The organism is Agrobacterium sp. 5Ca50, assembly GCF_055381905.1.
The window spans coordinates 801,865-825,992 of record NZ_AP026439.1 but is presented as its reverse complement, the minus strand read 5'-3'; the positions used below and the strand labels follow the sequence as shown (position 1 = coordinate 825,992).

The window sequence follows — 24,128 nt, the reverse complement described above, 5'->3', positions numbered from 1 at the left end:
ATATGGTCTGGCGAGAGGATAACATCAGGCATGTTGCGCAGCGTCTCAGCGACGCCATAGAAGCAATGCTCGGCGCACTTGCTGTTGTCGTCCTTGCCATCATGCTGGTCACTGTTCTTGCCACTGCCGGCATGCGCTATTTTTTCCATACCGGCATTGTCGGCGTCGAAGATCTTGGCATCTGGCTGCATATCGCCCTCATCGCGCTTGCTGCCCCGCTCAGTGTCACCGGGGCATTGGCAATGCGTTTTGATGTACTGGTCCGCGTGTTGCCGGAAAGAGGGCGTGCACTGACACGCATTGCGGCTGATAGCATCAGTGTCATGGCAGCGCTTGTGCTGACCTTTGGCGCTGTCAACATAAGCACGATGCTTGGCGGCTACTCACCGACGCTTGGTCTACCGGAGTGGGTTCGTTTCGGTTTTATCGGCATCGGCGGCGCATTGTTGTTGATCATGATGTTGCTTCGCTGGCTGGCAGCCGGGCAATGGCGGACAGGCCTTGCTGCACTAATTTTAGCAACTATGTTCTATACCGCTGTTCCGCTGGTTCTTATCGAAACATCATTTCCGGCCAGTCTCTATCTGGCACTGATCGCAGGGGCAGGTTTATTGCTGGCGGCACCGCTTGCCCATGCATTTCTGGTTGCCGCCTATCTGGCCATTTCATTTGGCAGCTCCCTGCCGGAACAGGCTATTGTTTCGACAACCGTCACCGGCATGTCAAAATTTCTGCTGTTGGCCATTCCATTTTTCTTGCTGACCGGCGGCTTGCTTGGCGCATCTGGGGCTGCACAAAGGCTGGTGCATGTTGCCCAGACACTGGTGGGTCACAAACAAGCCGGTCTGGCGCAAACCGTATTGTTGACCAGCGTGCTTTTCTCGGGCGCGTCAGGTTCTTCGGTCGCCAACGCGGCGTTTGGAGCATCGACCTTCCAGCCGGAGCTGGTGCGGCACGGATATCCACCTGCACAGGCAGGCGCCATTATCGCCGCAACCTCCGTGCTGGATAACGTCATCCCGCCATCCATTGCGTTTCTCATCCTTGCCGCCGCAACAAACCTCTCGATAGGTTCATTGCTGGTCGGAGGCTTTTTTGCGGGCGGCGTCATGGCATGCTGTCTGGCAATTGCCATTCATTTGACCGTACGCGAAAAAAACAAGCGCCTCCCTGCCCCGGCAAAAGAACGTTGGCAGGCAGCATTTGCAGCCATTCCGGCCTTTGGCCTCGGTGTTATTGTGGTCGCTGGCATTCGCTTTGGCATTGTCACCACAACGGAAGCCTCCGCTCTCGCTGCGGCCTATACATTTGCACTCGCATATTTTGCCAGAACAGGCGCTAAAACGCTCTATGGTGTGTTTCGCCAAGCCGCCACCGAGGCGGCGGCCATTGGGCTACTGATCGGGACAGCCGCAACATTTGCATTCCTGCTCGCAACCGATGGCGTGGCCGGCCACGTCATGGACTTTGTAGTCATGCTTGGCGGCAGTGCCTTTGCCGTGCTGCTCCTGGCCAATCTCGTGCTGCTTGCAGCCGGTCTGGTGCTGGACATTGGCGCAGCCATTCTGCTGTTTGGTCCCATCCTCCTGCCTGCGGCGGTCGCGGCTGGCATTGATCCCATTCATTTCGGCGTCATTCTGGTTGTGAACCTGATGATCCACGGACTGACGCCACCCATCGGCATGTTGATTTTTGTCGTAAGCGGCGTGACGAAAGTGCCTGCGTCCTCCCTCTTTCGCGCCGTTCTCCCCTATCTGACTGCGCTTTTGGTCTCCCTCACCATTCTTTGCGCCTACGCGCTTGTTTTCCGCTGAAAGGATACTTTCCGTGCATAGATTTTCTCGCCGCATGTTTTTGAAAAGCCTCGGCATCGCAACAGCCACGCTGCCTCTAGCCGTCCTGATGAGACCGGCCTTCGCCCGGACCCAGACAATAACCGTTGCATCACTGCTGGGAGAGGACAAACCTGAAACCAGGATCTGGCGCCAGATCGCAAGACAGGTGGAAACGCGCCTGCCGGGCCGCTTCCGTTTCAACATTGTTGCAAATGGCGCACTGGGCGGCGAAAAGGAAGTTGCTGAAAGCATGCGGCTTGGTTCAGTACAAGCCAGCCTCTCCACGGTCTCGGCCCTCTCGGGCTGGGTACCGCAGTTGCAGCTTCTCGACCTGCCCTTCCTGTTTCGCGATGGGGAACATCTCAGACGTGTCGTCAACAGCGATATCGGCCAAAGCCTGAAGGGTGAACTGCTGCAGCAGCAATTTGTGGTTGGCGGGTTTATCGATTACGGCGCACGCCATCTTCTGACAAAAGAACCGGCCCGCACACCGCAGGATATAGCAGGCCAGAAAATCCGGGTTATCCAAAGCCCGCTGCATACAAAACTCTGGAGCTCTTTTGGCGCGGTGCCGGTCGGCATCCCTATCACCGAAACCTACAATGCACTGGCATCTGGCGTGGCTGACGCTATGGATCTGACGAAATCTGCCTATGCCGGTTTCAAACTTTACGAGGTCGTACCTTGCATGACACAGACCGGACATATACGCGCATCCGGTGTCGTGTATTTCTCCAGTATGTTCTGGAGCGGACTGTCGGATGAGGAAAAGACAGTTTTGTCGGAGGAGACGGCTGCTGGCGCCGACTACTTCAACCAGCTGATCGTTGAAGATGAAACAGCGTCAATGAAGGTAGCCTCATCCTTGGGCGGACAGGTTTTTGAGCCAGAAGCACTCGATCAATGGCGGGGCGGTGCCACTGCCGTGTGGCGTGACTTTGCCGATGTGGTTGGCGGCATGGCACGTATTGATGCAGCGGAAGCTGCCTGACGAAAATGGTTTAGCGGATCGCGCTATTCAATTGATGAAAAAGAAAAAGCGGCCAAAGGCCGCATTTTCTGGCAGTGCGGGACGCTATTGCAGGTCGTTACAGATCACCGAAATAATTGGCGATCACCTCTGCGGTCACACCATTGGCAACCAGAACGGCAAGCAGAACTCTTGCCTGACCGGGCCGTAGTGTTTTGGAATGCACGGCCCCCGCTGCCCCCATGTCATAACCGCCACCGCCACCACCGTAGCCAGGCACCAGTAGACCGGTCGGAACGCGGCTGGAAACAACAACCGGAATACCCGTGTCGCTGCAACGTTTGACGGCCTGTACCACTTCCGGGTTGGCGTTACCGGAGCCCAGCGCGGCCAGCACAATGCCGTCAACACCAGCAATGAGACTGGCATCGAGATGTGTAGCATGACAGCCCGGGTAAATCGCAGCGATATCAACGCGGATATTGCTGACGGACTTTTCAAAGGTGTCCAGCAATGGACAGATATCAGGCCGCGCAAGTCGGAAAGCATCGGCTTCGTCAGCCGAATATTTGTATAAACCCCATGCTGACAACACACTGCCGCCAAAACCCAGGAGAACACCATGCTTTGCATTGGCAGGGTCAACAGCCAGAGCAATCGCCGCTGCCAGATTGGCCGGACCATCGGCGTCAGGATGGTCTGCGGTAAACTGCGCACCGGTCAAGATAACTGGCTTGTTCAGTTTGTGCTGAAGATGCACCAGAAGAGCAGTCTCCTCCATGGCGTCCGTACCATGGAGAATGACAACACCAGCGATGTCAGGGTCACGCAGCTGCCTGCCGACTTCATCACTGATGTCTTGCATGTCGGCGAGCGTCAGGCTGGACGAATCCTTCGCCATCAGCTCGACCGGCTTTAGCCTTGCCTGCATATCCGGCAGAACAGACAACAGGTTTTCACCCGTGAGGGACGGCTTGCTCGATCCGTCCTCACTTTTTTTGCTTGCAATCGTACCACCAGTGGCGATTACCGCCACCAGAGGAAGAATGTTTTGCGACTTCACAGCAGGCCCCGCTTGCTTGGAACGTCAGATTGATTGTGCTCGCTAGCGATTTGCTGGATTCGGTCACGAAGCAGATACCACCCTATGACAAGCGCCGGAGCGATTATCAAGATGGAAGCAATTGTCCATGTTCCCGCCGGGTAGTCAAAGGCCATGAGGACAAGCACGCTGAACAGGAAGATAAGCGTGAGAAAGCCTGTGTATGGCGCGCCAAACATGCGGAAGTCAGGGCGGGCCAACTGGCCACGACGAGAAAGCTGCCACAGCTTGAGCTGGCAAAGAATGATAACACCCCATGCGCAGATAATGCCGAGAGCCGAAAGATTGAGCGCGATTTCAAATGCAGCTGCCGGAACAATCGCATTCAAAATGACGCCGATCACAGTCACGACAGCCGTCACGGCAATGCCGCCATAGGGAACGCCGGCCTTATTCATTTTGGCAAGTGCCGCCGGTGCGGAACCGGAAATTGCCATGGAGTGCAAAATACGACCGGTGGAATACAGGCCTGCATTCAGCGAAGACAGCACCGCCGTCAGAACCACGAGGTTCATGATGACATCAGCGCCTTCAATGCCAATAGCACCGAAGAATGTCACGAATGGGCTCTCACCCGCCTTATAGGCGCTGTACGGTAACAGCAGCGAAAGCAACAAAACTGAACCGACATAAAACACCAGAAGGCGGATAACCACAGTGCGGATTGCGCGTGGCATGACCTTGCGTGGATCTTCAGTTTCACCAGCAGTCGTGCCGATGAGCTCGATCGATGCATAGGCAAAGACAACACCTTGAATAATCACAAAGGCCGGCAATATTCCGTTGGGGAAGAAGCCGCCATTCTGCGTTATCAAACTGAAACCGACAGTGTGGCCTTCAATCGGCGTCCCAAAGATGACGAAGTAGACGCCAACCACCAGAAATGTCGCCAGCGCCAGGACCTTGATAAGGCTGAACCAGAATTCCAGCTCACCAAACACCTTTACTGAAAGAAGATTCATGGCAAGAACGATGATCAGGGCACTTAGCGCGAAGACCCACTGGTCGATGCCGGCAAGCCACGGAACATATTGCTTGAAAAAGTTCATGTAGAGCGCAACGGCCGTAACGTCCGCCACCGATGTCATGGCCCAGTTCAGCCAATACATCCAGCCAACGGCAAAGGCCATTTTTTCGCCGTAGAACTCGCGTGCGTAAGACACGAAGGAACCGGAGCTTGGCCGGTACATGATAAGCTCACCCAGTGCACGCAGCACCAGAAATGCGAAGAAACCGCAAAGCGCATAGACGAATACCAGCGCCGGTCCGGCCATGGCCAGCCGCCCACCGGCGCCAAGAAAGAGCCCGGTGCCGATGGCGCCACCGATTGCGATCATCTGGATTTGACGCGGTTTCAGCGCCTTATGGTATCCGAGGTCTTCCTCGGCAAAGACCGCTCGGTCATCGGATGTTTTCTGAAGATTTTCGACTGACATAGCTCCTCCCTCTGAGCCCTGTATGCAATGGATCGTGATTTACACTTTCGAGTGCGAATGCGGTGTCGCCTTGCCGTCCGTGGGAGGCTGCGCTGGACCGTATTTCAATTGGCATGCTGTAATGCTGTATGACAGATATTTTCTCATATTCGCAGCATGGGCCCGCCGTCAAGCAGGATTCTGTTCAGTTGACCTTTGCAACAGACAGGAATACACAAGCCATAATCTGTCTTACAGCTATACAGATTATGTCACGATCCATAGGAGGACAATGTGGTCACGACGCGTACGGAGCACGATTTGCTCGGTCCAAAAGAAATTCCGACAGATGTTTATTGGGGTGTACACACGGCACGCGCCGTTGAAAATTTCCAGATAACCGGAACATCGATCGGTCATTACCCATACCTCATTCGTGGCCTTGCCTACGTAAAGGAGGCCGCGGCACTGGCCAATCACGAGCTTGGTCTGCTGGATCAGGAACGACTGGAAGCGATTGTCAAAGCCTGCCGTGAAATTCGTGATGGCGCGTTGCACGACCAGTTTGTCGTTGATGCAATACAGGGCGGCGCGGGCACTTCAACCAATATGAATGCCAATGAGGTGATTGCCAACCGCGCCCTTGAACTGCTGAATCATGAAAAGGGTGACTACGGGCGCCTTCACCCGAATGATCACGTCAATCTCAGTCAGTCGACCAATGACGCCTATCCAACGGCAATCAATGTCGGCCTAATCGAAGCAATTGATGCCCTTTCTCATTCTATGGGCGTGCTTCAGAAGGCATTTGAGAAAAAATCCGTTGAATTCCATAGCATTTTGAAGGTCGGCCGCACGCAGTTGCAGGATGCCGTCCCGATGACACTCGGCCAGGAATTCCGTACTTTTGCAGTGATGCTTGGTGAAGACAGAGCTAGATTGATTGAATCGGCCGCACTCCTGCATGAAATCAATCTTGGCGCCACGGCTATCGGCACTGGCCTCAATGCGCCCGCTGGTTATGCTGCCCGCGCCTGCGAACATCTTTCCCAACTGACCGGACGCCCGCTCGTTACCGCCGCCGATCTGATCGAGGCGACGCAGGATCCTGGCGCTTTTGTTCACTTATCCGGCGTTCTCAAGCGGATCGCCGTCAAACTGTCCAAGACCTGCAACGATCTCAGACTATTGTCTTCCGGTCCGCGCGCCGGCATCGGAGAAATCACCCTACCCGCCGTTCAGGCCGGATCAAGCATCATGCCGGGCAAGGTCAATCCGGTCATTCCGGAAGTCGTCAATCAGGTGGCGTTTACGGTCATCGGCAACGACATCACAATTACGATGGCGGCGGAAGGCGGACAATTGCAGCTGAACGCATTTGAGCCTGTCATTGTGCGGTCGCTCTCCGACAGCATCAGTCACCTGAGTGCCGCCTGCCTGACACTGGCAGAACGGTGCGTTGAGGGCATCGTCGCCAATCCAGCGATCATGGCCTTACGTCTGGAAGAGTCCATCGGACTTGCGACAGCACTCAACCCGCTGATCGGCTATTATGCGGCAACACAAATTGCGCGCGAGGCGCTCAGCACAGGACGCAACGTCCCTGAAATCGTACTCGACCGCGGTTACCTGACCGCTGAACAGTTGCTGGAAGCACTCAAGCCGGAGCGGCTTGCCAACTTGCAGGATCTTATGACTGCCGGGAGCGATCCGCAGCCATAATGCTGGTCACAACCTGCTTGACCTGACCAAGATGCGCCTCCATCGCCTTGATTGCGTCCTGCTCATTGCCCGCCTGGATTGTTTGAGCAATCCGGCGGTGTTCAATGTTGGACGCTTCCCGGCGATGGGCCATCATGTTCAGCAATTCTGACTGCTGGGAAATAGCGCCCCGCGCATCGGTCACAATCTTAGCAAAAACCGCATTCCCTGACGATTCCGCAATCAACGTATGAAATTCAGAGTCCAGCAGCACCCATTTATGGGGATCTGTTTGCCGATCCATAGCATCGCACAGATGCAGCAAAGCCGTAGCCTGTTCATCAGACCGGCGCAGTGCCGCCCATCCAGCAGCAGGAACCTCGATAAAGGGGCGTGCCTCAATCAGATCTCGTGCGGAATAACTGCCGTAACTCAGTTCGGTGCTGGGTGTAGATGTGAGAATGAAGGTGCCGCTGCCCGTACGTGTTTGCGTTAGTCCCAGCGTTTGCAGCGAACGCAAAGCTTCACGCACAATCGGCCTGCTAACCCCGTAACGAACCGCAAGGCTGCTTTCGGATGGTAATCGTGCACCAACCGACAGACGTCCAGACGTTATTGCAGAACGAATATCTTCGAACACCGATTCAGCGGCGTTCTTCCGACTGATCGGACTTGCATCAGATAACCAATCAGCCAGTTCACTCATAGTTGCAACCTTCACAAACATCCGGGCTTTGTCAAGAAGCCACACCCGAAGGCAGCAGATCTGTTAGCCAGATATCGAACTACAACATCACAACCAAAAGCGGAATTGATTTCTGTAAGTTACGCGATTTTCGACGCAACTGACACACCCCACGACCGCCATTCAGGTTCGTGTCAGAAAAGCCGGACATCTAGCCATCAGAGCCGGTTGCAAATGCACATCCCACGACCTTCAAAAACTGAAGGAGAGTATTGCCCGGTTTATGATCAAAACGAAAATACGGGTGGCAAATTGGCGTTTCTCACAGTGAAAACCGACAGGATCGAAATGTTTCGTCCTGTTATTGGCAGCGGAACATTAAGCGCGCTGGGCGCACTTTATCTGCTGTTTTTCCTCAACAGAACGTTCTGGAGCAAGATACACATCTATCTTTCGCCCTACCCGGTAGCGATTACTGCACTTTACGTCGCGATGAGTGCATTGTTCATCGCAATGATCACGATCTTTTCGGTCAAATATCTGATCAAGCCGTTTCTGGCATCGCTGATCGTTATTGCCGCATCAGCGTCCTGGTTCATTGATCGCTTCAGCGTCATCGTGGACAGCGACATGGTGCGCAACGTGTTTGAAACGACACCTGCGGAAGCCGGCAATCTGCTGACATGGGGTTTCGGGTCCTACATGGCAATGTTTGCCGGATTGCCAATACTTTTTCTTGCCCTCGTGCGCGTCCGGCACCGGTCATTTCCGCAGAAACTGATGCGCAACACCGTGACAGTCCTGGGCTGCGTGGCAATTGTTGGTTTCATCGGTTTTGCAAACTCGAAAACATTCACGACCGCCATACGCCAGCACCGGGACATTGTAAAAAGCATCAATCCGCTCACACCGATTTCAAGCACCGTGCATTACCTGACGCAGGCCGGGCATGAAGCAAAAATCATCGCAGAGCCAATCGGCCTCGATGCCAAGGTCATGGCATCGGCCGGTGGTGTCAGAAAGCCTCGAGTGACCGTCATCGTTGCCGGTGAAACCGCCAGAGCAGCAAACTTCTCGCTGAATGGTTATGCCCGCGACACCAATCCCGAACTTGCCAAGCGCGATATTGTTTACTTCCCGAACACTTCCAGCTGCGGTACGGCAACCGCAACATCGATCCCTTGCATGTTCTCAAAATTCACACGCGCGGAATATACCCATGCCAAGGGTCTCGCCAATGAGAACGTGATGGATGTTCTGTCCCATGCCGGTATCAGCGCCACATGGTGGGACAATAATACCGGCAGCAAGGCTGTGGCCGATCGTATCGATTTCACCGATCTCGCTGCCACAAATGACCCTCGTTTCTGCACTGGAGGCGAATGTAAGGATGAGATTTTCATGGAGCGCCTCGACAAGTGGCTCGACTCCATCACCAAGGACAGCGTTGTCGTTCTGCACCAGATGGGCAGTCATGGCCCGACTTATTACCTGCGTTATCCGCAGGAATTCAAGAAGTTCACACCTGACTGCGAAACCGCAGAGCTTGCCAATTGCACCGACGCGCAGATCGTTAATTCCTATGACAACTCCCTTCTCTACACCGACCATTTTCTGGCAACGATCATCGACAAGCTGAAATCGCACTCTGACAAACTGGCAACCGGCATGATCTACGCATCGGACCATGGTGAGTCCTTGGGTGAAAACGGGCTTTACCTGCACGGCACGCCGTATCTTCTGGCGCCTGACCAACAGACCCACGTCCCCTTCCTCGTCTGGTTCGATAATGATTTTGCCGAATCCATGGGATTGGACCGGGCCTGCATGGCAAAGGAAGCAACGGCTGGTGCTCACTCCCACGACAACTTTTTCCACAGCATCCTGAGCATGATGAATGTTCAGACCTCGGTCTACGATCCGAAACTGGATATCTTTAACCGTTGCCGGAGCAACCAGGTCTCATGAGTGTAATGCCAGACTATACAAAACTGACTGGCATCACGCATTTGCTGGCCGCCACACGGTATTCCGCAGCGGGTGCCAAACGGGCGTGGAAGGAAACCGCATTCCGCCATGAAGTGTTTGCCTTCGGGCTTTTGATGGCCACTTATCTCGCTCTTGGCGTTAGCCTGACGATCCTATGCGCAGCCATCATCCTGTTTCTGGCGCTTGTCTCGACTGAGGCGCTGAATACGGCAGTCGAAGAGATCATCGACCGTATTTCCCCGGAGATATCGACGACGGGCCGCCATGCTAAAGACCTTGGTTCTTTTGCGGTTTTTTGCCTGCTCACGGCCAATGCGGTACTGTTCTTATATGCTCTCGTCAGCCACTTGTTTTTATGACAAGTACTCTTGTTCCGGTCTCGAACGACAGGTCATGGCTTGACGCCTTGACCTCTTACAGAATACGCAATGACAAATCGCTTTATGGGGTTGTCTTGCGGGTCCTTCTGGTTAAAGACGATTATGTGCTTGTAGAGGCGTTGTGTGATCATGTCACCGCACTGATACAACCTTTAACCTGCATCAGGTATCGATGATACTTCTACAGCACCTGAATGCGCAGCACACCGCTCTCATCGCCTTCGACGCGGGACCGGTGGTTTCGAAACATTGGCGGCACCCACTGTCTGCCATTGGATTATGTGCGATTATCGTCAATCCATCAAACGTGCCTTCCTATGCCAATGCCATTGGTTGCCGCGCCAAGACCGACGAGATTGATGCGCAGGTGATCGCGGCTTTTGTGTTGGCCACCTAGCCGCCAATCCGGCCACTGCGTGACGCGCAAACCCAGGCATTGTCGGCACTTGTCGACCGCAGACGGCAGATTGTGCAGATGATCGTGCCCGAGGAAAACAGGCTACGCCTGCCACAAACCCACGCAGAAAAGCATCAAACGACTGTTGGTCTCTCTCAGGCGTGAGATGGAAAGTATCGATACCGATCTGGATGATCATATCCGCAAGTCACCGGTATGGCGTGTGCGTGAGGCACTTTTAACATCGGTTCCAGGTGTCGGGACAGCCACGGCACGTACGTTGCTGGCAGAAATCCCTGAACTAGGAAGCCTTGATCGCCGTCAGGTCGCTGCCTTGGCTGGACTTGCTCCGTGGACACGGCCGTCGGGCAAACGGAAAGGCTCGAGCTTTACCGGTGGTGGAGGATCAAAGTGGCGCACTTTCTTATTCACAGCGACTCTCGTCGGCAGACGATACGATCCTAATAACCATAAGACATTACGGTATAGGCTTACTGAGACTGTTAAACCCAAATTCATCGGAACAATTTGCAAACTTTTACAATCCTTAACGCCATAATCAGGGATCGAAGAACATGGAAAGACACTTGACGAACAATACAGTCGCTCATCAAGGCGGTGTGGGGCCGGTTATTCCGGTATTGACCGTGTCAAACGACAACTTGACGCTTCAGGCAGCACCTGGCGACGTTATCGGAACACTGTCTGACCCGTTCGCCGGTCTAGGTCTGGGTGCAACAACCTATCGAATGCCGACACCTCTCCCTGGCGGATCAAATGGCCCGGTCGCCAATAAGGGAACTGGTGGCAGCACCGATCCCAACGTCTACGTCGGCAACTTCTGGGCCGAACAAGGGGCGTCATATCCGGTCAACTTCTCGGCAACTTCGGGCGATGCCTCCCAAACCGTGACCGCGCAACTGATCTTTAAAGCTCCTCGCGCCGTAATCCTTGCAGGGCTACTCGCTTTCCGGCAAGGCAAAGCGGCAGGGTCGTTGGTGGCCTATATTGATGCAGTCCCGAATGGTGTCGTTCCAACATTCCTGCCTAACGATGGACGGCTTGCTCTGGCTGGAAACTCGGCCGATGGTTGGCGTCTTGTTGTTGGAGCTGCGGCAAGCACGGTTGGCAGTTTCGCTGTCACCGTATCAGCCTCGGGTGTGGCAAGCGTCACGGAAACCGTGACGGTGTTCGCAGCGGCTTCTCTGCCAGCGCTGCCATTGGCGGCAGGTGCAAAGCTCCTATCGGCAGGGCACCAGTCCATCGAACTCGACCGATACAGTGGCGACACATCGGGACAAGTTGCTTGCTCAAACTGGACTTACGGGATTATCCCGTGGTGCCGTATCTTTGACCGGCGCATGAATGTCGATTGCTGGCAGACCACAAACGACTTCCTTGGCCGGACTGGTGGGTCAATTCCCACGATGCGCCCAAGGCAAGGTTATGACGGTGCGAACATCAGCGTTGAGGCGGAAACGCTTCGGGGTGTTCTCCCGAACGTACCAGCTCGCAACACGAAAGGCCTGCTATCGCTGATCCCAGCCATCATTGCCCGTACTCCTGCCATCGTGTTCCTAGAAATCGGTGATAACGATGTTCAGGGTGGCCAGACGGCCGCACAGATCACGGCACACCTTGATCTCGCCCTCGCCATGCTGACTGATGCAGGTATCCACGTCATCATCACAACCCTGCAGCCTGCTTGGCCATCATGGTCTGCTGGTCAAGTTGTTGTTCATGACGCCGTTGATGTCTGGATCAAGGCTCAGTCGTCCCGAACCGGTGTCAAGGTTGCAGACCTCACGAGCGTTTGGAACGACAAGGAAGCGTTGCAGGTCCGCACCATCCCGACGACAGGCCAAACCTATTACGACGCGTTGACGCCCACCGGCGCTTACAAGGCGGCTGTGAATGTCGTGCTTCCTTTAATCCAGACAATGGTCGCGGCTGGTGAGACCTTTAGCTCTGATCCAACCGTGTCGAATCTCTTCCCGAATTATGCAATGACAGGCACGACAGCCGTCAATGCATCAATCGGTTCTGGAACGATCCCGACTGGCTATGCGCTGACCCGCTTGACGGGCACATCGACAATTGTGGGGTCTCAGGAAGCTATTGGGTCAACGGGGCGTTTCAAGCAGGTTCTCACGATTACCCCTGTCGCAGACGGATTGGACCAGCATCGGTTCCGCTTTGCACGGAGCGCGGCTCTGACTTTCGCAACAGCTGGGTTTGCAGATGGCGATTGGGCACGGTTGGCTATTCCTGTTGAGTTCGATGATTGGGCCGGATGGAATGAAGTCAGGCCGAAAATCGACATGCAAGGCGCGACGACGACAGTTCGATGGATCGCAAGTTTCAACGGCATTGTTTCAACCAGTAATTCCGCTGAGCCGGGACGAAAGAGGACGCCGGCACTAAGCGGACTTCTCATTAGCGAGCCAACACAGATCATCGTTGGCAAGGGGCTGGTGAGCTTCCGGCTACAGGAGCTGATGGATATCCACTTCAACCCGACGCTGGATGGGACGGGCACAATCAAGATCGGCAACCCTATCCTTCGGAAGGTGAGCGACCCCCGTCTGATATGGAACCTGCCATAGACATCGGCACCAACAGCTGTAGCGCGCGCCCCTCATGCTTCGATCAAGCGTGAGGGGGTTGTTAATCCTGGTCCAGTTGAATGTATCGATGAGACTTCAATTTAACTCCCTACAGCATCGATTGGCGGTGCTGCTTTACGCCGTCCAACCTTCTGAAATGGCTGTTCGATGAACAAGTACGAAAACATAGATATAGTGCCGGTGAAAACAGCTGTCGTGAACAGCAGCGCAAGGAAATGTGCGGTGGGGCTAGTAATTTCGGGCAGCCAGCGGATCGCAAAAACGAGAACAATCATGTGAGACAGGTACACCGAGTAGGAAATCTTGCCCAGGTTTTGCAACGGGCTGCTGTTCAAAACGATGGAAAGCGGAGAGCGAGAGGTTGCCGCGGAGACCAGAACGATTGCCCAAATCGCATACGGCATTGCGTCAATGGATCTCACACTAAGGGCAAGCACCAGAGCTAACACGGTCAGCTTTGCGGCGTGGACCCCAATGAACGCTTCGAAGTGTTTGAAAGCGTAAAAGCTTCCTATCCCTACGCTGAAAGGGAGAACCCATCGGCCGACGAAGCCTGTGGGCATCACGATCGCGACCACAACAAGACCGAGCAGGAAAGCCGTCATTGTTGCCGTTGATGCCACGCTTTGAGGGGTACGAAGGAAGAAAATTACGAAGGGTGCGATCAGGTAGAATTGCCACTCGATTGACACGCTCCATGCCTGTCCAAGGAAGGCATAGTCGGTAGAAGGCAGGAGGTTGCGAGGGATGGCGCCGTGTAACGCCGTGACATGAGCCGCGAAGTGCTGCCAGTAGTACTGCATGGTGTCCGCGCTAATCTCGATGCGTGAGGCCCGCATTGAGCCGTCCGGCGAAGAAAGCCATGTGTCTAGCGCGATAGGCGCGATGGCAATCGAAATTGCAAGATAAAACCAGTAGGCTGGGAAAATACGAAGGAAGCGACGTTTCAGATATTGTTTGTAGCTTTGAGGGCGACCGTCAAGAACCAAGGCAATAACAAAACCACTCATGACGATGAAAATAGCCACCGCATATTCGTTAAATAGTCTTTCCTCAAATAGGAAGTTGTTTATTGGGGCAGCGGCCACAACATGGCCAAATAAAACCCAAACGGATAGAAGACCACGCAGGCCATCCAGCTCTTTAATATGCTTCAATATTATAACCTTGGCAGAACCGACAAAACAATTTTTCGATATATTGCCGGAAACGGTATTGCAATCAAAAGATGAGTAGCCACAAGCCGTCACCCCATCATCTCACTATCACTTTGTAATTGCAGGTTGCTTTATTTAATATTGCCACTCTTGTCCGAAGCACTGAAAGTCTTATTGGGTCTAGTCCGTTTGATCGAACAGATACTATTGCCGGAAAATCACGGTATTCTATGGAAATAGGCCTACTATCAGAGCTCACGTCGACGCTACAAAAACGACGAGTGCCACTAATCGTAACGGTGAGAGATGACGCAACGGCCGAATGGATGCTCAATATTTTGATTTCCTCGCCGCTAATAGACCCTTCAAGCGTCTGCTCCAACCCACTAGAAACGTGTATATCTGTAACTTCTTGAGCGGCAGCTGTTGCGGCGTTCAGGAAAACTACTGCGATGAACAAATATTGATGCATATTGGTCTCCATGATCGGAATTTACCTTACGGGCATTTTTCTTCTATTTACTAGCGCGCTTTGTCCATACGCCGCCCCAACCTCATTTGGTGGGTTAAAATGGATAACGACTGTCAGTACTCACTTCTATGCGTACTTAGGTTTTGGGGGATAATTTACAACTACTGTACCAGTCTCGCGGATAAACTCCGCAGCCTCTTTACCTATCAGACTGTTGATAAAGTCCTGCGATTCGTCTGGGGAAACATCATAGTTGTGCTTGCTGATTGCGTAGCGCGCGTCCCATGCATCACCTCGATAGGTTTCGCCAAAGAACGCCTAATGTCTGAATAAATGACTTCGGATGTTAGCGTTTTAGACTTCCATTCTTTTATATCGGTGTATGCTCAAACAGCAGTCCGTATCGAATACGTAGATTTTGATGCTGCCATCAAACAATATGAATTGGTCCAGAAAAGTCATTTTCCTGTCGATCGCCAATGCGGTGCTGTTTTTATAGGCCCGCGCCAGTCATTTGGCTTCTGAAAACAGACACTGCCTCAACCTCGACAATTAGGTCATGGCTTGACGCCTTGACCTCTTACAGAATACGCAATGACAAATCGCTTTATGGGGTTGTCTTGCGGGTCCTTCTGGTTGAAGACGATTATGTGCTTGGAGAGGCGTTGCGTGATCACGTAGCAGCCGCAGGCCATGCTGTGGATTGGTTCAAGAACCTGGCAGATTCAATCGCTGCAACGCAGACAGTCAATTATGGGCTGGTGCTCCTGGATTTGCGCCTTCCCGATGGTGAAGGGCTTACACTGCTCAAGACCCTGCGCTCCGCCCATGATTCAACACCCGTCATCATTCTGACCGCCCATGATCAGGTCTCCGACCGAATTGAAGGCTTGAATGCAGGTGCGGATGATTACCTCGTCAAACCTTTCAATCTTGGCGAGTTGACGGCGCGTATGCTGGCAGTCTCACGTCGGTACGAAGGCAGGTCGGTCTCGGTTGTTACCCTGCCGGATATCGAGATCAATCAGGCGGTACGCAGCATTGATGTCCACGGCAAGCCTGTGTCATTGAGCGCACGTGAATGGGCCGTTCTGGACAAATTGATCGAGCGTCCCGGCGCACTTGTTTCCAAGACCCAGCTCAGCGAAACGTTGTACGAATTCGGCGCTGAAATTGAGAGCAATACGGTTGAAGTCTACATCAGCCGTCTGCGAAAAAAAATCGGGCATGGCCGCATCGAGACCGTGCGCGGCATTGGCTACACAATCCGTTGAGGCAACAATGAACGCCAAAATGAGCATGACACGCAAGCTCGTTTACGCCGTAACCGCTGTGGTTGCGGTGGCATGGCTGCTTGCCTCCAGCCTTGGCATCATGGTGATGCAGGACGAGTTTGCAGAGATATTCGACAGCGCCGTTGAAGAAACGGCTGAGCGCTTGTTGCCGCTTGTCGTGAATGACATCCAGGAAGGTGGCGTATCGTCCGCGCAGCTAGACTTAACGCAGCGAGCCGCTGGCAAGGAGTATTTGACCTATCAGGCGCGTGACCGGCTTGGACATGTTCTTGTTCATTCGCATGACAGTTCGACCGAGCCCTTTGATGTGCCGCTCGTTGCGGGTTTTGCAGACACGTCTACACAGCGCATCTATACCGCCGTATCCCCTGATGGTGCGATTTTCCTGCAGGTGGCAGATGCTTTTGCCAATCGCCGCGAAGCTATTGTTGAAGCAAGCGTGGCGTTGTTCCTGCCGCTTATCATTCTGATCCCTGCCAGCATCGCTGCGGTTATCTTTGTGGTTCGTCGCACCTTGTACCCGATCCAAGAACTGCGGGACGATATCGGACGCAAAGACAGCGGCAATATGGTGCCTGTTGATGCAAGCCCCCTGCCGGCCGAGTTACATCCGATCGCCCGTTCAGTGAACCTGTTGCTTGAACGTCTGCGGTTATCCCTCGAAGCGGAAAGGGAATTTACCTCCAACAGTGCCCATGAATTGCGCACGCCGATTGCGGGCGCGCTTGCCCAGGCACAGCGTCTGAAAGCAGAAGTGCCGACGGAGTTTTCAACACGCATCGACCAGATTGAACAGTCACTGTCACACCTTGGTCGTCTGGCAGAAAAGCTTCTCCAGATGTCGCGCGCCGATGCCGGCATCGGTATTTCCGATACGCTGACAGACCTCGTTCCGGTGATAAAGGTCGTCGTGGGCGACCTCGAAAGAATGTCAAGTGGTGACGGTCGGATCAATCTTCAGCTTCGCAAAGACGCGCAACTTGAACGCCACATCAATCCGGATGCCTTTGGCATTGTCATTCGCAACCTGCTGGAAAATGCCCTGGTGCACAGCCCGCAAGACAGCATGGTGGAAATTTCTGTCGAAAACGGCAATCGCCTGCGTGTTGCCAACGAATGCGAACTGATCAGCCCAGAAGATCTCGCCGGGTTGACGGCGCGCTTCACCCGTGGGCCAACCAAGGCCTCCGGTTCTGGTCTTGGTCTGGCGATCGTTAGCAATCTCGTAGAGAAGATGAACGCTAAACTCACTCTCTCGTCACCCGCATCAGGAAAAAAAGATGGCTTTGAAGCCATTTTGACCTTCTAGCCAAATAACTGGAAAGCGACCTTACAGACGTTCCAGCGCATCTTGCGCTTGCGCTCTGGTCGGCATGCCACGACGGCCACCAAACACTTCGCATTTCAGTGCGGCTGTGACAGAGGCAAGTCGCATCGTGTCGCGCAGTGGCAAACCTTCGGCGATGGACAATGCAAAGGCACCGTGGAAAGCATCGCCAGCAGCCAGGGTATCAACCGCCTTGATAGTCAAGGTCGCCTGATGCTGCACTGTGCTGGAGGCATTTTCCAGCCAGAAACAGCCTTTTGAGCCGGCCGTAATGCACAAAAGTGTATCCGGCAACTTTTTCCGCAAGGCCAGCAACATATCGGTGACATCGTCCAGACCAGTCAGACTTGTCGCGGCAGGCTCGGAAAACACGATGTGGCTGGCCGCCGGTGCCAGTCGCTCTAAGACCTCGACCGGAGCAACGTCTCCATCCAGAATGGCAGGAATGCCAACGCGCCTTGCGGCCTGCAACACCACAAGCGCCAGCTTCGGCCAGCGAACATCCACCAGCACGGCATCAAATCCGGCGATCTCGGCATCATCAAAGGTCTTTGCCGTATCATGCAAGCGATGGTCGTAAAATGGTACGATCAGTCGTTCACCAAGATCATCGACCAGAATGGTCGATAGTGCTGAACGGGCACCCTCAGCAATCGTCATGCCGGACATGTCGATACCGTCGTGACCGAGATCACGCAAAATCCGGACACCGGTTTCGTCATTGCCAACCGCACCCCAAAGGCTGGCATGCCCGCCCAATCGAACGATGGCATAAGCAGCACTGGCTGCCATGCCCTCGGCAATCTCCAGCATGTCATAAGGCAATAATTTGCCTTCGCCCTTTGGCAGGTCATGAACTCGGAAGATTGTGTCGAGGACGGATGCCCCGACACACAGAATACGCTTTGTCACGTTGCTCAAATACGCTTGCCAGTTTCTTTGTCGAACAGGTGAATATGATCCGTATCTACGGCAATGCCGACCGTGCTGCCAAACTGAATATTGAGACGTTCGCGGAACAGGCAGGCAATTTCATCACCCTTGCAATTCAGCTTGGCATAGATTTCAGAGCCAGTGCCTTCAACCAGTGTGACCGTGCCTTCAATGTTTCCGGCAGCAGCCCTGATGTGCTCGGGACGAATGCCATAAACCAGGTCACGGCCATGAGCCGAGGCAGCCACGTCCTTCGGCAGTGGCAAGGTCAATCCGTTTTTCGTCCGGAAAATACCTTCCTCGATACGACCATCGATGAAATTCATCGATGGTGAACCGATGAAGCCCGCGACAAAGATATTGGCCGGGCGGTCATAGAGTTCCAGCGGCGCGCCAACCTGTTCGATGTACCCGTCATGCAGAACCACAATCTTGTCTGCCATAGTCATGGCTTCAACCTGGTCATGCGTCACGTAAATAGTTGTCGTACCAATACGCTGATGCATCGCCTTGATTTCACCGCGCATCTGCACGCGCAATTTCGCATCGAGGTTGGATAGCGGTTCATCGAACAGGAAGACCTTGGGGTCGCGCACAATGGCACGTCCCATCGCAACGCGTTGGCGCTGGCCGCCAGACAGTTGGCGCGGGTATCTTTCCAGCAATGCATCAAGGCCAAGAATGGTCGCTGCCCGGTTGACCTTTTCCTTGATTTCCGCCGGGCTTGCTTTTTTGAGCTTCAGTGCGAAGCCCATATTTTCGGCCACAGTCATGTGCGGATAGAGCGCGTAGTTCTGGAACACCATGGCGATATCACGATCGCGCGCCGGCAGATGCGAAACCTCACGAGAACCGATGTGGATTTCGCCGTCGCTCAGTTCTTCAAGTCCGGCAATCATGCGCAGCAGCGTGGATTTTCCGCAACCCGATGGGCCAACGAGGACAACAAAATCTCCATCCGTGATGTCAACGCTGATGCCGTGAATGACCTTGACGGCGCCATAGTGTTTCTGAACGTTTTGAATACTGACGGGTGCCATATGTATCTATTCCTGTCGAAAATCGTTTCGTGAACGGGCGTTTAGCCCGCTTAACCGCCCTTGACCGCGCCTGCCGTCAAACCTGCGACAATCTGCTTTTGTGCAAACATTGTCAGCAGAAGAACTGGCAGAGTCACAATCAGCGCAGCCGCTGCAAGTGGTCCCCAACTGACCTGTTCAAAGGACAGCATGTTGTAAACGGCAACCGGCAAAGTACGGGTCTCACGGCTGGCAAGGACAATACCGAAGACGAAATTGTTCCATGAGAAGATCAGCGCCAGAATGAACGACACCACGATACCCGGCTTGGCAATCGGCAAGGCAACCAGACGGAACACCTGCCACGAACTTGCGCCGTCAATGCTGGCTGCCTCTTCCAACTCCATGGGCGTCGTTTCGAAGTAACCAATCATGATCCAGACCACGATTGGCACAGTTACCACGAGGTGAATGATGATCTGCGGCCATAGGGTACCGAGCAGGTTCAGCCATTGGAACAGCAGAAACAGCGGAATGAGGAACGAGAGGCCGGGTGTCATACGGGCGATCATGATGACTACCGCCGACTTTTCCGCCTTCAACCGGGCAATGCCGTAACCAGCCGGCACACCGATGATGAGTGCCAAGATCGTCGCAGCACCTGTCACCAGCACGGAATTCCAGAAATACAGCAGGAAGTTATTCTCTTCAAAAACCTTTGCATAGTTCGACCATGCGATGTTTTCTGGAATGAGAATGGGCGGGTATGCGCCGTTGTCGATTTCATATTTAAGTGACAGCGATATCATCCAAAGAAAGAACAGGATGACGGGCGACACCATCACAACGGCTACGAACAACATGCCGATGCTGTCGAGTGTTTTGCGTTTCATCAGCGTCCCTCCGCATTAGACCAGTTTGCACGCTGGCGTGCCATCAGAAGCACGAAGGAAAGCGCGATAATGACCAGGAAGAAAACCACTGCCATGGCAGAGCCATAACCAATGTCGTAATAGGCAAAGGCCGTATTATACAGATAGATGTTGATCGTCTCCGAAGCCGTGCCCGGACCACCCTGCGTCATCGCATAGATGATGTCGAAGCTTTTCACGGCATCAATCGAGCGGATGATGACAGCGATAATCAGGAATGGCGCGATCATCGGCAATGTTAGGAAACGGAACTTCTGCCAGGCATTTGCGCCATCGATTTCAGCGCTTTCATAGGGCTCGCGCGGCACGGCCGCCAAACCACCAAGCACAATCAGCATAACCAGCGGTGTCCACTGCCATGTTTCTACCAGCACCAGCGAAGGAATAACCGTCGACTGGTTATAGATCCATTCCTGAGCACCAATACCGATGAAGGACAGCAGATAGTTGAGTACACCAAGCTGTGGGTGGAACATCATTGTCCAAACCAGCGCCACAGCAACCGGTGTTGCCATCATTGGCATGACGAACACACCGCGAAGCAAACCACGCAGCGGGAATTTTGCATCGAATACAAGAGCCGCGAGTGTCCCGAGAAACAGTGGTAAAACGACAGAAAGTACTGTGTAGACCGTCGTATGCCAAAGGGATTCCCAGAAGCGCATATCCTGGGCCAGCCGCACATAATTGGCAAAACCGGCAAAGACCCGTTCCTGGCCGAGTGTCCAGCTATTGACGCTCATCCACAGGGTGAACGCCCAGGGAAAAACAATCACGGCCGCAACGACCACTAGGGCGGGAAGAACGAAAGGCCAGTAATTGGGAGCAAGCCGTGAAGGCTTGCTCTTTTTTACGTGTTTGCCTTGCGTCATCGTATTATCGATGCTCACGGCTGTCATTACCCCTCGCTACGTGCCAGTACGGGTTCGAACTGGGCTGTTGCGTTCTTCAGTTCAGCGGCCGGATCAGCGCCGCCAATCATGTTGGTAAGCGCAACACCATAGATGTCGCGGAATTCCGTCACCGGAATGATGACCGGCAGAGCCAGCTTGGATACCTTGCCCGAGCCGGAAACGGCATCAAGCCATGCACTTGGCATTTTCACGCCTTCACGCACCTTGGCATCTTCAAGAATGGACTGGCGGAACGGTACACCGGCACCGGCCTGCAGCAGGCGGGCACCCATTTCATGCGAAATCGCCCATTGGCAGAACAGGTAAGCTGCTTCTTTTTTGGTGCTGGCCTCGGTCACGCCAAGACCGTCACCGAAGGTACCGGCAGCCTGTGTCGCTGGTCCCTTTGGCATGACACCATAACCGACCTTCCCAACAACGCGGGACTTCTGCGGATCTTCGATTGGCGGTGCAAAACCAACGCCGTCGAACCACATGCCGACCTTGCCCTGCAGGAAGGCCGACTGTGCTTCCGCCCAATTGAAGCCGGATATACCTGGAGGTGCCGCTTTGGTCATCAGACGCTGATAGAGCGTTGCCGCCTCGACCGCTTCTTTGGAGGTCGTCTGCAGTTTTCCATCAGCATCAATAGGACCGGAACCGTAGCCCAGCAACAGCGACGTCCAGACCGGCGTGTTGGCGTTTTTCAGACCGCGCGCAACGAAACCATAAGTGTTTGTCGATGGGTCAGTGATCTTTTCAGCAGCATCGACCAGTTCCTCAAAGGTCGTCGGATAGGAAAGCCCCTTCTGCTCGAACAATTCCTTGTTCCAGTAGACAATCCAGTAATCCACCGAGAATGGCAGCGAACGCAGGACGCCGTTGGAATCCTTGGCAAACAACATGCCGGCCTCAGCAAAATCGCTTTCCACAAGTGATGGATCGGTCAGAGACGGATCATTCAGGAAACCGCTGATATCAGCCAGCCAGCCGCCCTTTTCGAACTGGCGCTTCTGAACGTGGTAGCTGAGGTGCACAACGTCAAAGCTTGGCTTGCCTGTGCTGAGCTCGATAACCGTCTTCTGGCGCTGCTGCTGCTCAGGAGTGGCTTCGGCGTTGACCTTGATGCCGGTCAGCTCTTCGAATTCCTTGAGATGCTTGATCAACGTCTCGCTGCGTGGACTTTTGACGAGATTGACTTCCAGCGTGGTGCCAGAGAATTTCTTCCAGTCCACGGCAGCCGATGCTGTGCGTGCGCCAAGCAGGGCTGCGCTACCAAAGGCAGCACTTGCCGCCAAAAACGTACGGCGGGTTGGTCTCAATAATGACGATGTCATGCCAGTCCTCCTCTTATTGCCGTACAACTCCTCCGCACGGCTTGCTTCTCATACCCTAAAGGCCTGTTAAGCCCTGATTATATTGCCAGTGAACGATCCCTCGCATTATTGATATGCGCGGTCAGGTTCTGCACCGCCTCTTCGGCATTACGCTTTTCAATTGCCTCAAGCACGGCCAGATGTTCCCCCATGACTGGCCCGACACGTCCATCGATGCGGAAACGCTCCTGATTGATGAGACGCATCTTGATCGAATTGACGCGGTAAGCATTCGAAATGATCGAGTTGCCCATCGCATCCACAAAGGCATTATGCATGCCCCAGTCCGTTGCCTGTGCCCGCTGTTCCAACTCGGCAGACGCACCCTTCTCCTGAAGTTCCGCCGCAATATCTCGATGCAGCTTCAGCAAATTCTGAACGGCTTCATCGCTGGCGGAATGCGTAAACAGCGCCACGGCCTCGCGCTCCAGCAGAATTCTGAACTGGAAGGCCTCACGGATGAGGTTGATATCGATATGGGCAATTTGCAGTCCACGTTGCGGAACGGTTTTTATCAAACCTTCCGCCTCAAGCCGTGGAATAAGCTCGCGGATTGCTCCCAGCGTCAGTCCCGTCAGGCCAACAAGTTGCCGTTGCGAGATGAACTGTCCCGGCCGGACATCACGAGCGAGCAGATGGCGCGTGAAGCTTTCATACGCCTTTTCCCTCAGAGTGATCTGCTCGCCGGTTTCGTCCATGCAATCCTCTAACCTTGCCGTCAATCAAGCCGCTTTTGATGAAAAAAGCCCATCAAAAATCTGCCCAATCTTCTCCCGCTCCTCAGATGGAATCGTTACAAGTGGCGGTCTTACATTGTGCCATACCGCGTCACCCGTCGTGCGGGCAACCAGTACTTTCACCGCAGGCGTGACCGGATACTTCAAAATTTCCACAACGAGATCAACGACGCGCTGATCTTCCTTGCCATCGACGGCCATGGCGCGAATTTCCTGCGGCATGACATTTGCCATGCCCGAAATCGCGCCCTTGCCACCAAGGCGCGTACCCTGGGCAAGATGTCGCTCATCACCGATCAGAATGATCAGGTCTGCATGTTCTTTCAAAAGACGCTCGGTATGTGCCCAGTCACCACCGGAATCCTTCACACCGGTCACGACGCCCGGAAACGCCTTGCGCAACCGGCCAACCAGCTCGACCGAGAGCTTCACCATCGTTACCGACGGAATATTGTAGACGATGACGTCTCTTGCCTTGCTGCCAAGCTGTTCAAACACCTTGGAGAACCACTCAAACAGGCCGTCGTCAGACACATTCTTGAAGTAGGATGGCGGCGCCAGCAGAACATTGCGCGCTCCGGCATCCAGAGCCTGCGCCGACTGATCCGCTGCATCTTCAGCAGAATCAACAAGCACACCAGCCACAAATTGACGGCCAGAAATGCCCGCATCTGCAAACGCCTTGAGGACCGCACCTCGTTCGCGGCTGCCGATTGAACTTCCCTCACCCGTTGTGCCGAACAGGGTTACACTGTCGCAGCCCGACGCCAGGCAGTTCTTGGCGTGCTGCGTCATGGTTGCGAAAGCAATATTGCCTGCTTCATCAAAAGGCGTCGTGAGAGCTGCCGAAAGGCCGAAAGCTGTTGTCAATTGAATGCTCCTCCAG

At 54.1% G+C, this 24,128-nt stretch carries 21 protein-coding genes; 10 read left to right on the top strand and 11 right to left on the bottom strand.

What is annotated here, in order from left to right:
- The first annotated feature begins 2 nt into the window (after positions 1 to 2).
- Both ACZ5FM_RS21285 and ACZ5FM_RS21280 read left to right on the top strand, forming a co-directional pair.
- Positions 3 to 1,814, top strand: a complete 1,812-nt coding sequence (locus ACZ5FM_RS21285) for a TRAP transporter large permease (RefSeq protein WP_464040680.1) — start codon at positions 3 to 5, stop codon at positions 1,812 to 1,814.
- A gap of 13 nt (positions 1,815 to 1,827) precedes the next feature.
- Positions 1,828 to 2,826, top strand: a complete 999-nt coding sequence (locus tag ACZ5FM_RS21280; protein ID WP_464040679.1) for a TRAP transporter substrate-binding protein — start codon at positions 1,828 to 1,830, stop codon at positions 2,824 to 2,826.
- Between the two features lie 97 nt (positions 2,827 to 2,923).
- Here ACZ5FM_RS21280 and ACZ5FM_RS21275 read toward each other — a convergent pair whose 3' ends face one another.
- A complete protein-coding gene (locus ACZ5FM_RS21275; RefSeq protein WP_464040678.1) occupies positions 2,924 to 3,868 on the bottom strand; it encodes an asparaginase in 945 nt (314 codons plus the stop codon).
- Entirely contained in the window at positions 3,865 to 5,343 is a 1,479-nt protein-coding gene (locus ACZ5FM_RS21270) for an amino acid permease (protein ID WP_464040677.1), read from the bottom strand. The genes ACZ5FM_RS21275 and ACZ5FM_RS21270 overlap by 4 nt, the downstream gene beginning before the upstream one ends.
- A gap of 273 nt (positions 5,344 to 5,616) precedes the next feature.
- Here ACZ5FM_RS21270 and ACZ5FM_RS21265 point away from each other — a divergent pair, with 273 nt between their 5' ends.
- On the top strand, positions 5,617 to 7,044 hold the full coding sequence (locus ACZ5FM_RS21265; protein WP_250985272.1) for an aspartate ammonia-lyase: 1,428 nt from the start codon (positions 5,617 to 5,619) through the stop codon (positions 7,042 to 7,044).
- Here ACZ5FM_RS21265 and ACZ5FM_RS21260 read toward each other — a convergent pair.
- Positions 7,013 to 7,729 carry a FadR/GntR family transcriptional regulator gene (locus ACZ5FM_RS21260; RefSeq protein ID WP_250985271.1) on the bottom strand — a complete coding sequence of 239 codons (717 nt, stop codon included), beginning with the start codon at positions 7,727 to 7,729 and terminating at the stop codon, positions 7,013 to 7,015. The two genes, ACZ5FM_RS21265 and ACZ5FM_RS21260, sit on opposite strands and share 32 nt — an antisense overlap.
- 327 nt (positions 7,730 to 8,056) lie before the next feature.
- On the opposite strand from ACZ5FM_RS21260, the gene ACZ5FM_RS21255 reads away from it, so the two are divergent.
- From ACZ5FM_RS21255 to ACZ5FM_RS21235, 5 genes are all read left to right on the top strand, one after another.
- The gene (locus ACZ5FM_RS21255; protein WP_464040676.1) at positions 8,057 to 9,676 is read left to right on the top strand and encodes a phosphoethanolamine transferase; all 1,620 of its coding nucleotides are present in this window, start codon (positions 8,057 to 8,059) and stop codon (positions 9,674 to 9,676) included.
- Positions 9,677 to 9,681: 5 nt separating this feature from the next.
- The gene (locus ACZ5FM_RS21250; RefSeq protein ID WP_464040675.1) at positions 9,682 to 10,056 is read left to right on the top strand and encodes a diacylglycerol kinase; all 375 of its coding nucleotides are present in this window, start codon (positions 9,682 to 9,684) and stop codon (positions 10,054 to 10,056) included.
- A 193-nt stretch (positions 10,057 to 10,249) separates the two neighbouring features.
- Complete coding sequence (locus ACZ5FM_RS21245) at positions 10,250 to 10,474, top strand: IS110 family transposase (RefSeq protein WP_464040674.1); 225 nt, start codon at positions 10,250 to 10,252, stop codon at positions 10,472 to 10,474.
- A gap of 166 nt (positions 10,475 to 10,640) precedes the next feature.
- Positions 10,641 to 11,033, top strand: coding sequence for a transposase (locus tag ACZ5FM_RS21240; protein WP_464040673.1), 393 nt, complete (start codon positions 10,641 to 10,643; stop codon positions 11,031 to 11,033).
- 28 nt (positions 11,034 to 11,061) lie between these two features.
- The gene (locus tag ACZ5FM_RS21235; RefSeq protein ID WP_464040672.1) at positions 11,062 to 13,080 is read left to right on the top strand and encodes an SGNH/GDSL hydrolase family protein; all 2,019 of its coding nucleotides are present in this window, start codon (positions 11,062 to 11,064) and stop codon (positions 13,078 to 13,080) included.
- 101 nt (positions 13,081 to 13,181) lie between these two features.
- Here the strand turns inward: ACZ5FM_RS21235 and ACZ5FM_RS21230 are convergent, their stop codons facing one another.
- On the bottom strand, positions 13,182 to 14,258 hold the full coding sequence (locus tag ACZ5FM_RS21230; RefSeq protein ID WP_464040671.1) for an acyltransferase family protein: 1,077 nt from the start codon (positions 14,256 to 14,258) through the stop codon (positions 13,182 to 13,184).
- Between the two features lie 1,092 nt (positions 14,259 to 15,350).
- Between ACZ5FM_RS21230 and ACZ5FM_RS21225 the strand changes: the two genes are divergently transcribed.
- Positions 15,351 to 16,004, top strand: coding sequence for a response regulator (locus ACZ5FM_RS21225; RefSeq protein WP_192489437.1), 654 nt, complete (start codon positions 15,351 to 15,353; stop codon positions 16,002 to 16,004).
- Positions 16,005 to 16,023: 19 nt separating this feature from the next.
- The gene (locus ACZ5FM_RS21220) at positions 16,024 to 17,334 is read left to right on the top strand and encodes a sensor histidine kinase (protein WP_464040670.1); all 1,311 of its coding nucleotides are present in this window, start codon (positions 16,024 to 16,026) and stop codon (positions 17,332 to 17,334) included.
- 21 nt (positions 17,335 to 17,355) lie between these two features.
- On the opposite strand, the gene ACZ5FM_RS21215 is transcribed toward ACZ5FM_RS21220, so the two are convergent.
- From ACZ5FM_RS21215 to ACZ5FM_RS21185, 7 genes are all read right to left on the bottom strand, one after another.
- Positions 17,356 to 18,273, bottom strand: a complete 918-nt coding sequence (locus ACZ5FM_RS21215; protein ID WP_464040669.1) for a sugar kinase — start codon at positions 18,271 to 18,273, stop codon at positions 17,356 to 17,358.
- Entirely contained in the window at positions 18,270 to 19,325 is a 1,056-nt protein-coding gene (locus ACZ5FM_RS21210) for an ABC transporter ATP-binding protein (RefSeq protein WP_464040668.1), read from the bottom strand. Before ACZ5FM_RS21210 ends, ACZ5FM_RS21215 begins: the two co-directional genes overlap by 4 nt.
- Positions 19,326 to 19,375: 50 nt before the next feature.
- A complete protein-coding gene (locus ACZ5FM_RS21205) occupies positions 19,376 to 20,197 on the bottom strand; it encodes a carbohydrate ABC transporter permease (RefSeq protein WP_464040667.1) in 822 nt (273 codons plus the stop codon).
- Positions 20,197 to 21,135: a carbohydrate ABC transporter permease gene (locus ACZ5FM_RS21200; RefSeq protein WP_464040666.1), complete on the bottom strand. Its 939-nt coding sequence runs from the start codon at positions 21,133 to 21,135 to the stop codon at positions 20,197 to 20,199. The genes ACZ5FM_RS21205 and ACZ5FM_RS21200 overlap by 1 nt, the downstream gene beginning before the upstream one ends.
- Positions 21,135 to 22,466 (bottom strand): ABC transporter substrate-binding protein, encoded by a 1,332-nt coding sequence (locus ACZ5FM_RS21195; protein ID WP_464040665.1) that lies wholly within the window; start codon positions 22,464 to 22,466, stop codon positions 21,135 to 21,137. The genes ACZ5FM_RS21200 and ACZ5FM_RS21195 overlap by 1 nt, the downstream gene beginning before the upstream one ends.
- A gap of 77 nt (positions 22,467 to 22,543) precedes the next feature.
- On the bottom strand, positions 22,544 to 23,203 hold the full coding sequence (locus ACZ5FM_RS21190; protein ID WP_250985263.1) for a GntR family transcriptional regulator: 660 nt from the start codon (positions 23,201 to 23,203) through the stop codon (positions 22,544 to 22,546).
- 24 nt (positions 23,204 to 23,227) lie between these two features.
- A complete protein-coding gene (locus ACZ5FM_RS21185) occupies positions 23,228 to 24,112 on the bottom strand; it encodes a dihydrodipicolinate synthase family protein (RefSeq protein WP_464040664.1) in 885 nt (294 codons plus the stop codon).
- Positions 24,113 to 24,128 lie beyond the last annotated feature (16 nt).

Coding starts and splice junctions, on each gene's coding strand:
- ACZ5FM_RS21285 (WP_464040680.1), top strand. CDS start 3: ATGGTCTGGCGAGAGGATAACATCAGGCATGTTGCGCAGCGTCTCAGC.
- ACZ5FM_RS21270 (WP_464040677.1), bottom strand. CDS start 5,343: ATGTCAGTCGAAAATCTTCAGAAAACATCCGATGACCGAGCGGTCTTT.
- ACZ5FM_RS21260 (WP_250985271.1), bottom strand. CDS start 7,729: ATGAGTGAACTGGCTGATTGGTTATCTGATGCAAGTCCGATCAGTCGG.
- ACZ5FM_RS21255 (WP_464040676.1), top strand. CDS start 8,057: ATGTTTCGTCCTGTTATTGGCAGCGGAACATTAAGCGCGCTGGGCGCA.
- ACZ5FM_RS21250 (WP_464040675.1), top strand. CDS start 9,682: ATGCCAGACTATACAAAACTGACTGGCATCACGCATTTGCTGGCCGCC.
- ACZ5FM_RS21245 (WP_464040674.1), top strand. CDS start 10,250: ATGATACTTCTACAGCACCTGAATGCGCAGCACACCGCTCTCATCGCC.
- ACZ5FM_RS21240 (WP_464040673.1), top strand. CDS start 10,641: ATGGAAAGTATCGATACCGATCTGGATGATCATATCCGCAAGTCACCG.
- ACZ5FM_RS21220 (WP_464040670.1), top strand. CDS start 16,024: ATGAGCATGACACGCAAGCTCGTTTACGCCGTAACCGCTGTGGTTGCG.
- ACZ5FM_RS21210 (WP_464040668.1), bottom strand. CDS start 19,325: ATGGCACCCGTCAGTATTCAAAACGTTCAGAAACACTATGGCGCCGTC.
- ACZ5FM_RS21205 (WP_464040667.1), bottom strand. CDS start 20,197: ATGAAACGCAAAACACTCGACAGCATCGGCATGTTGTTCGTAGCCGTT.
- ACZ5FM_RS21200 (WP_464040666.1), bottom strand. CDS start 21,135: ATGACAGCCGTGAGCATCGATAATACGATGACGCAAGGCAAACACGTA.
- ACZ5FM_RS21195 (WP_464040665.1), bottom strand. CDS start 22,466: ATGACATCGTCATTATTGAGACCAACCCGCCGTACGTTTTTGGCGGCA.
- ACZ5FM_RS21190 (WP_250985263.1), bottom strand. CDS start 23,203: ATGGACGAAACCGGCGAGCAGATCACTCTGAGGGAAAAGGCGTATGAA.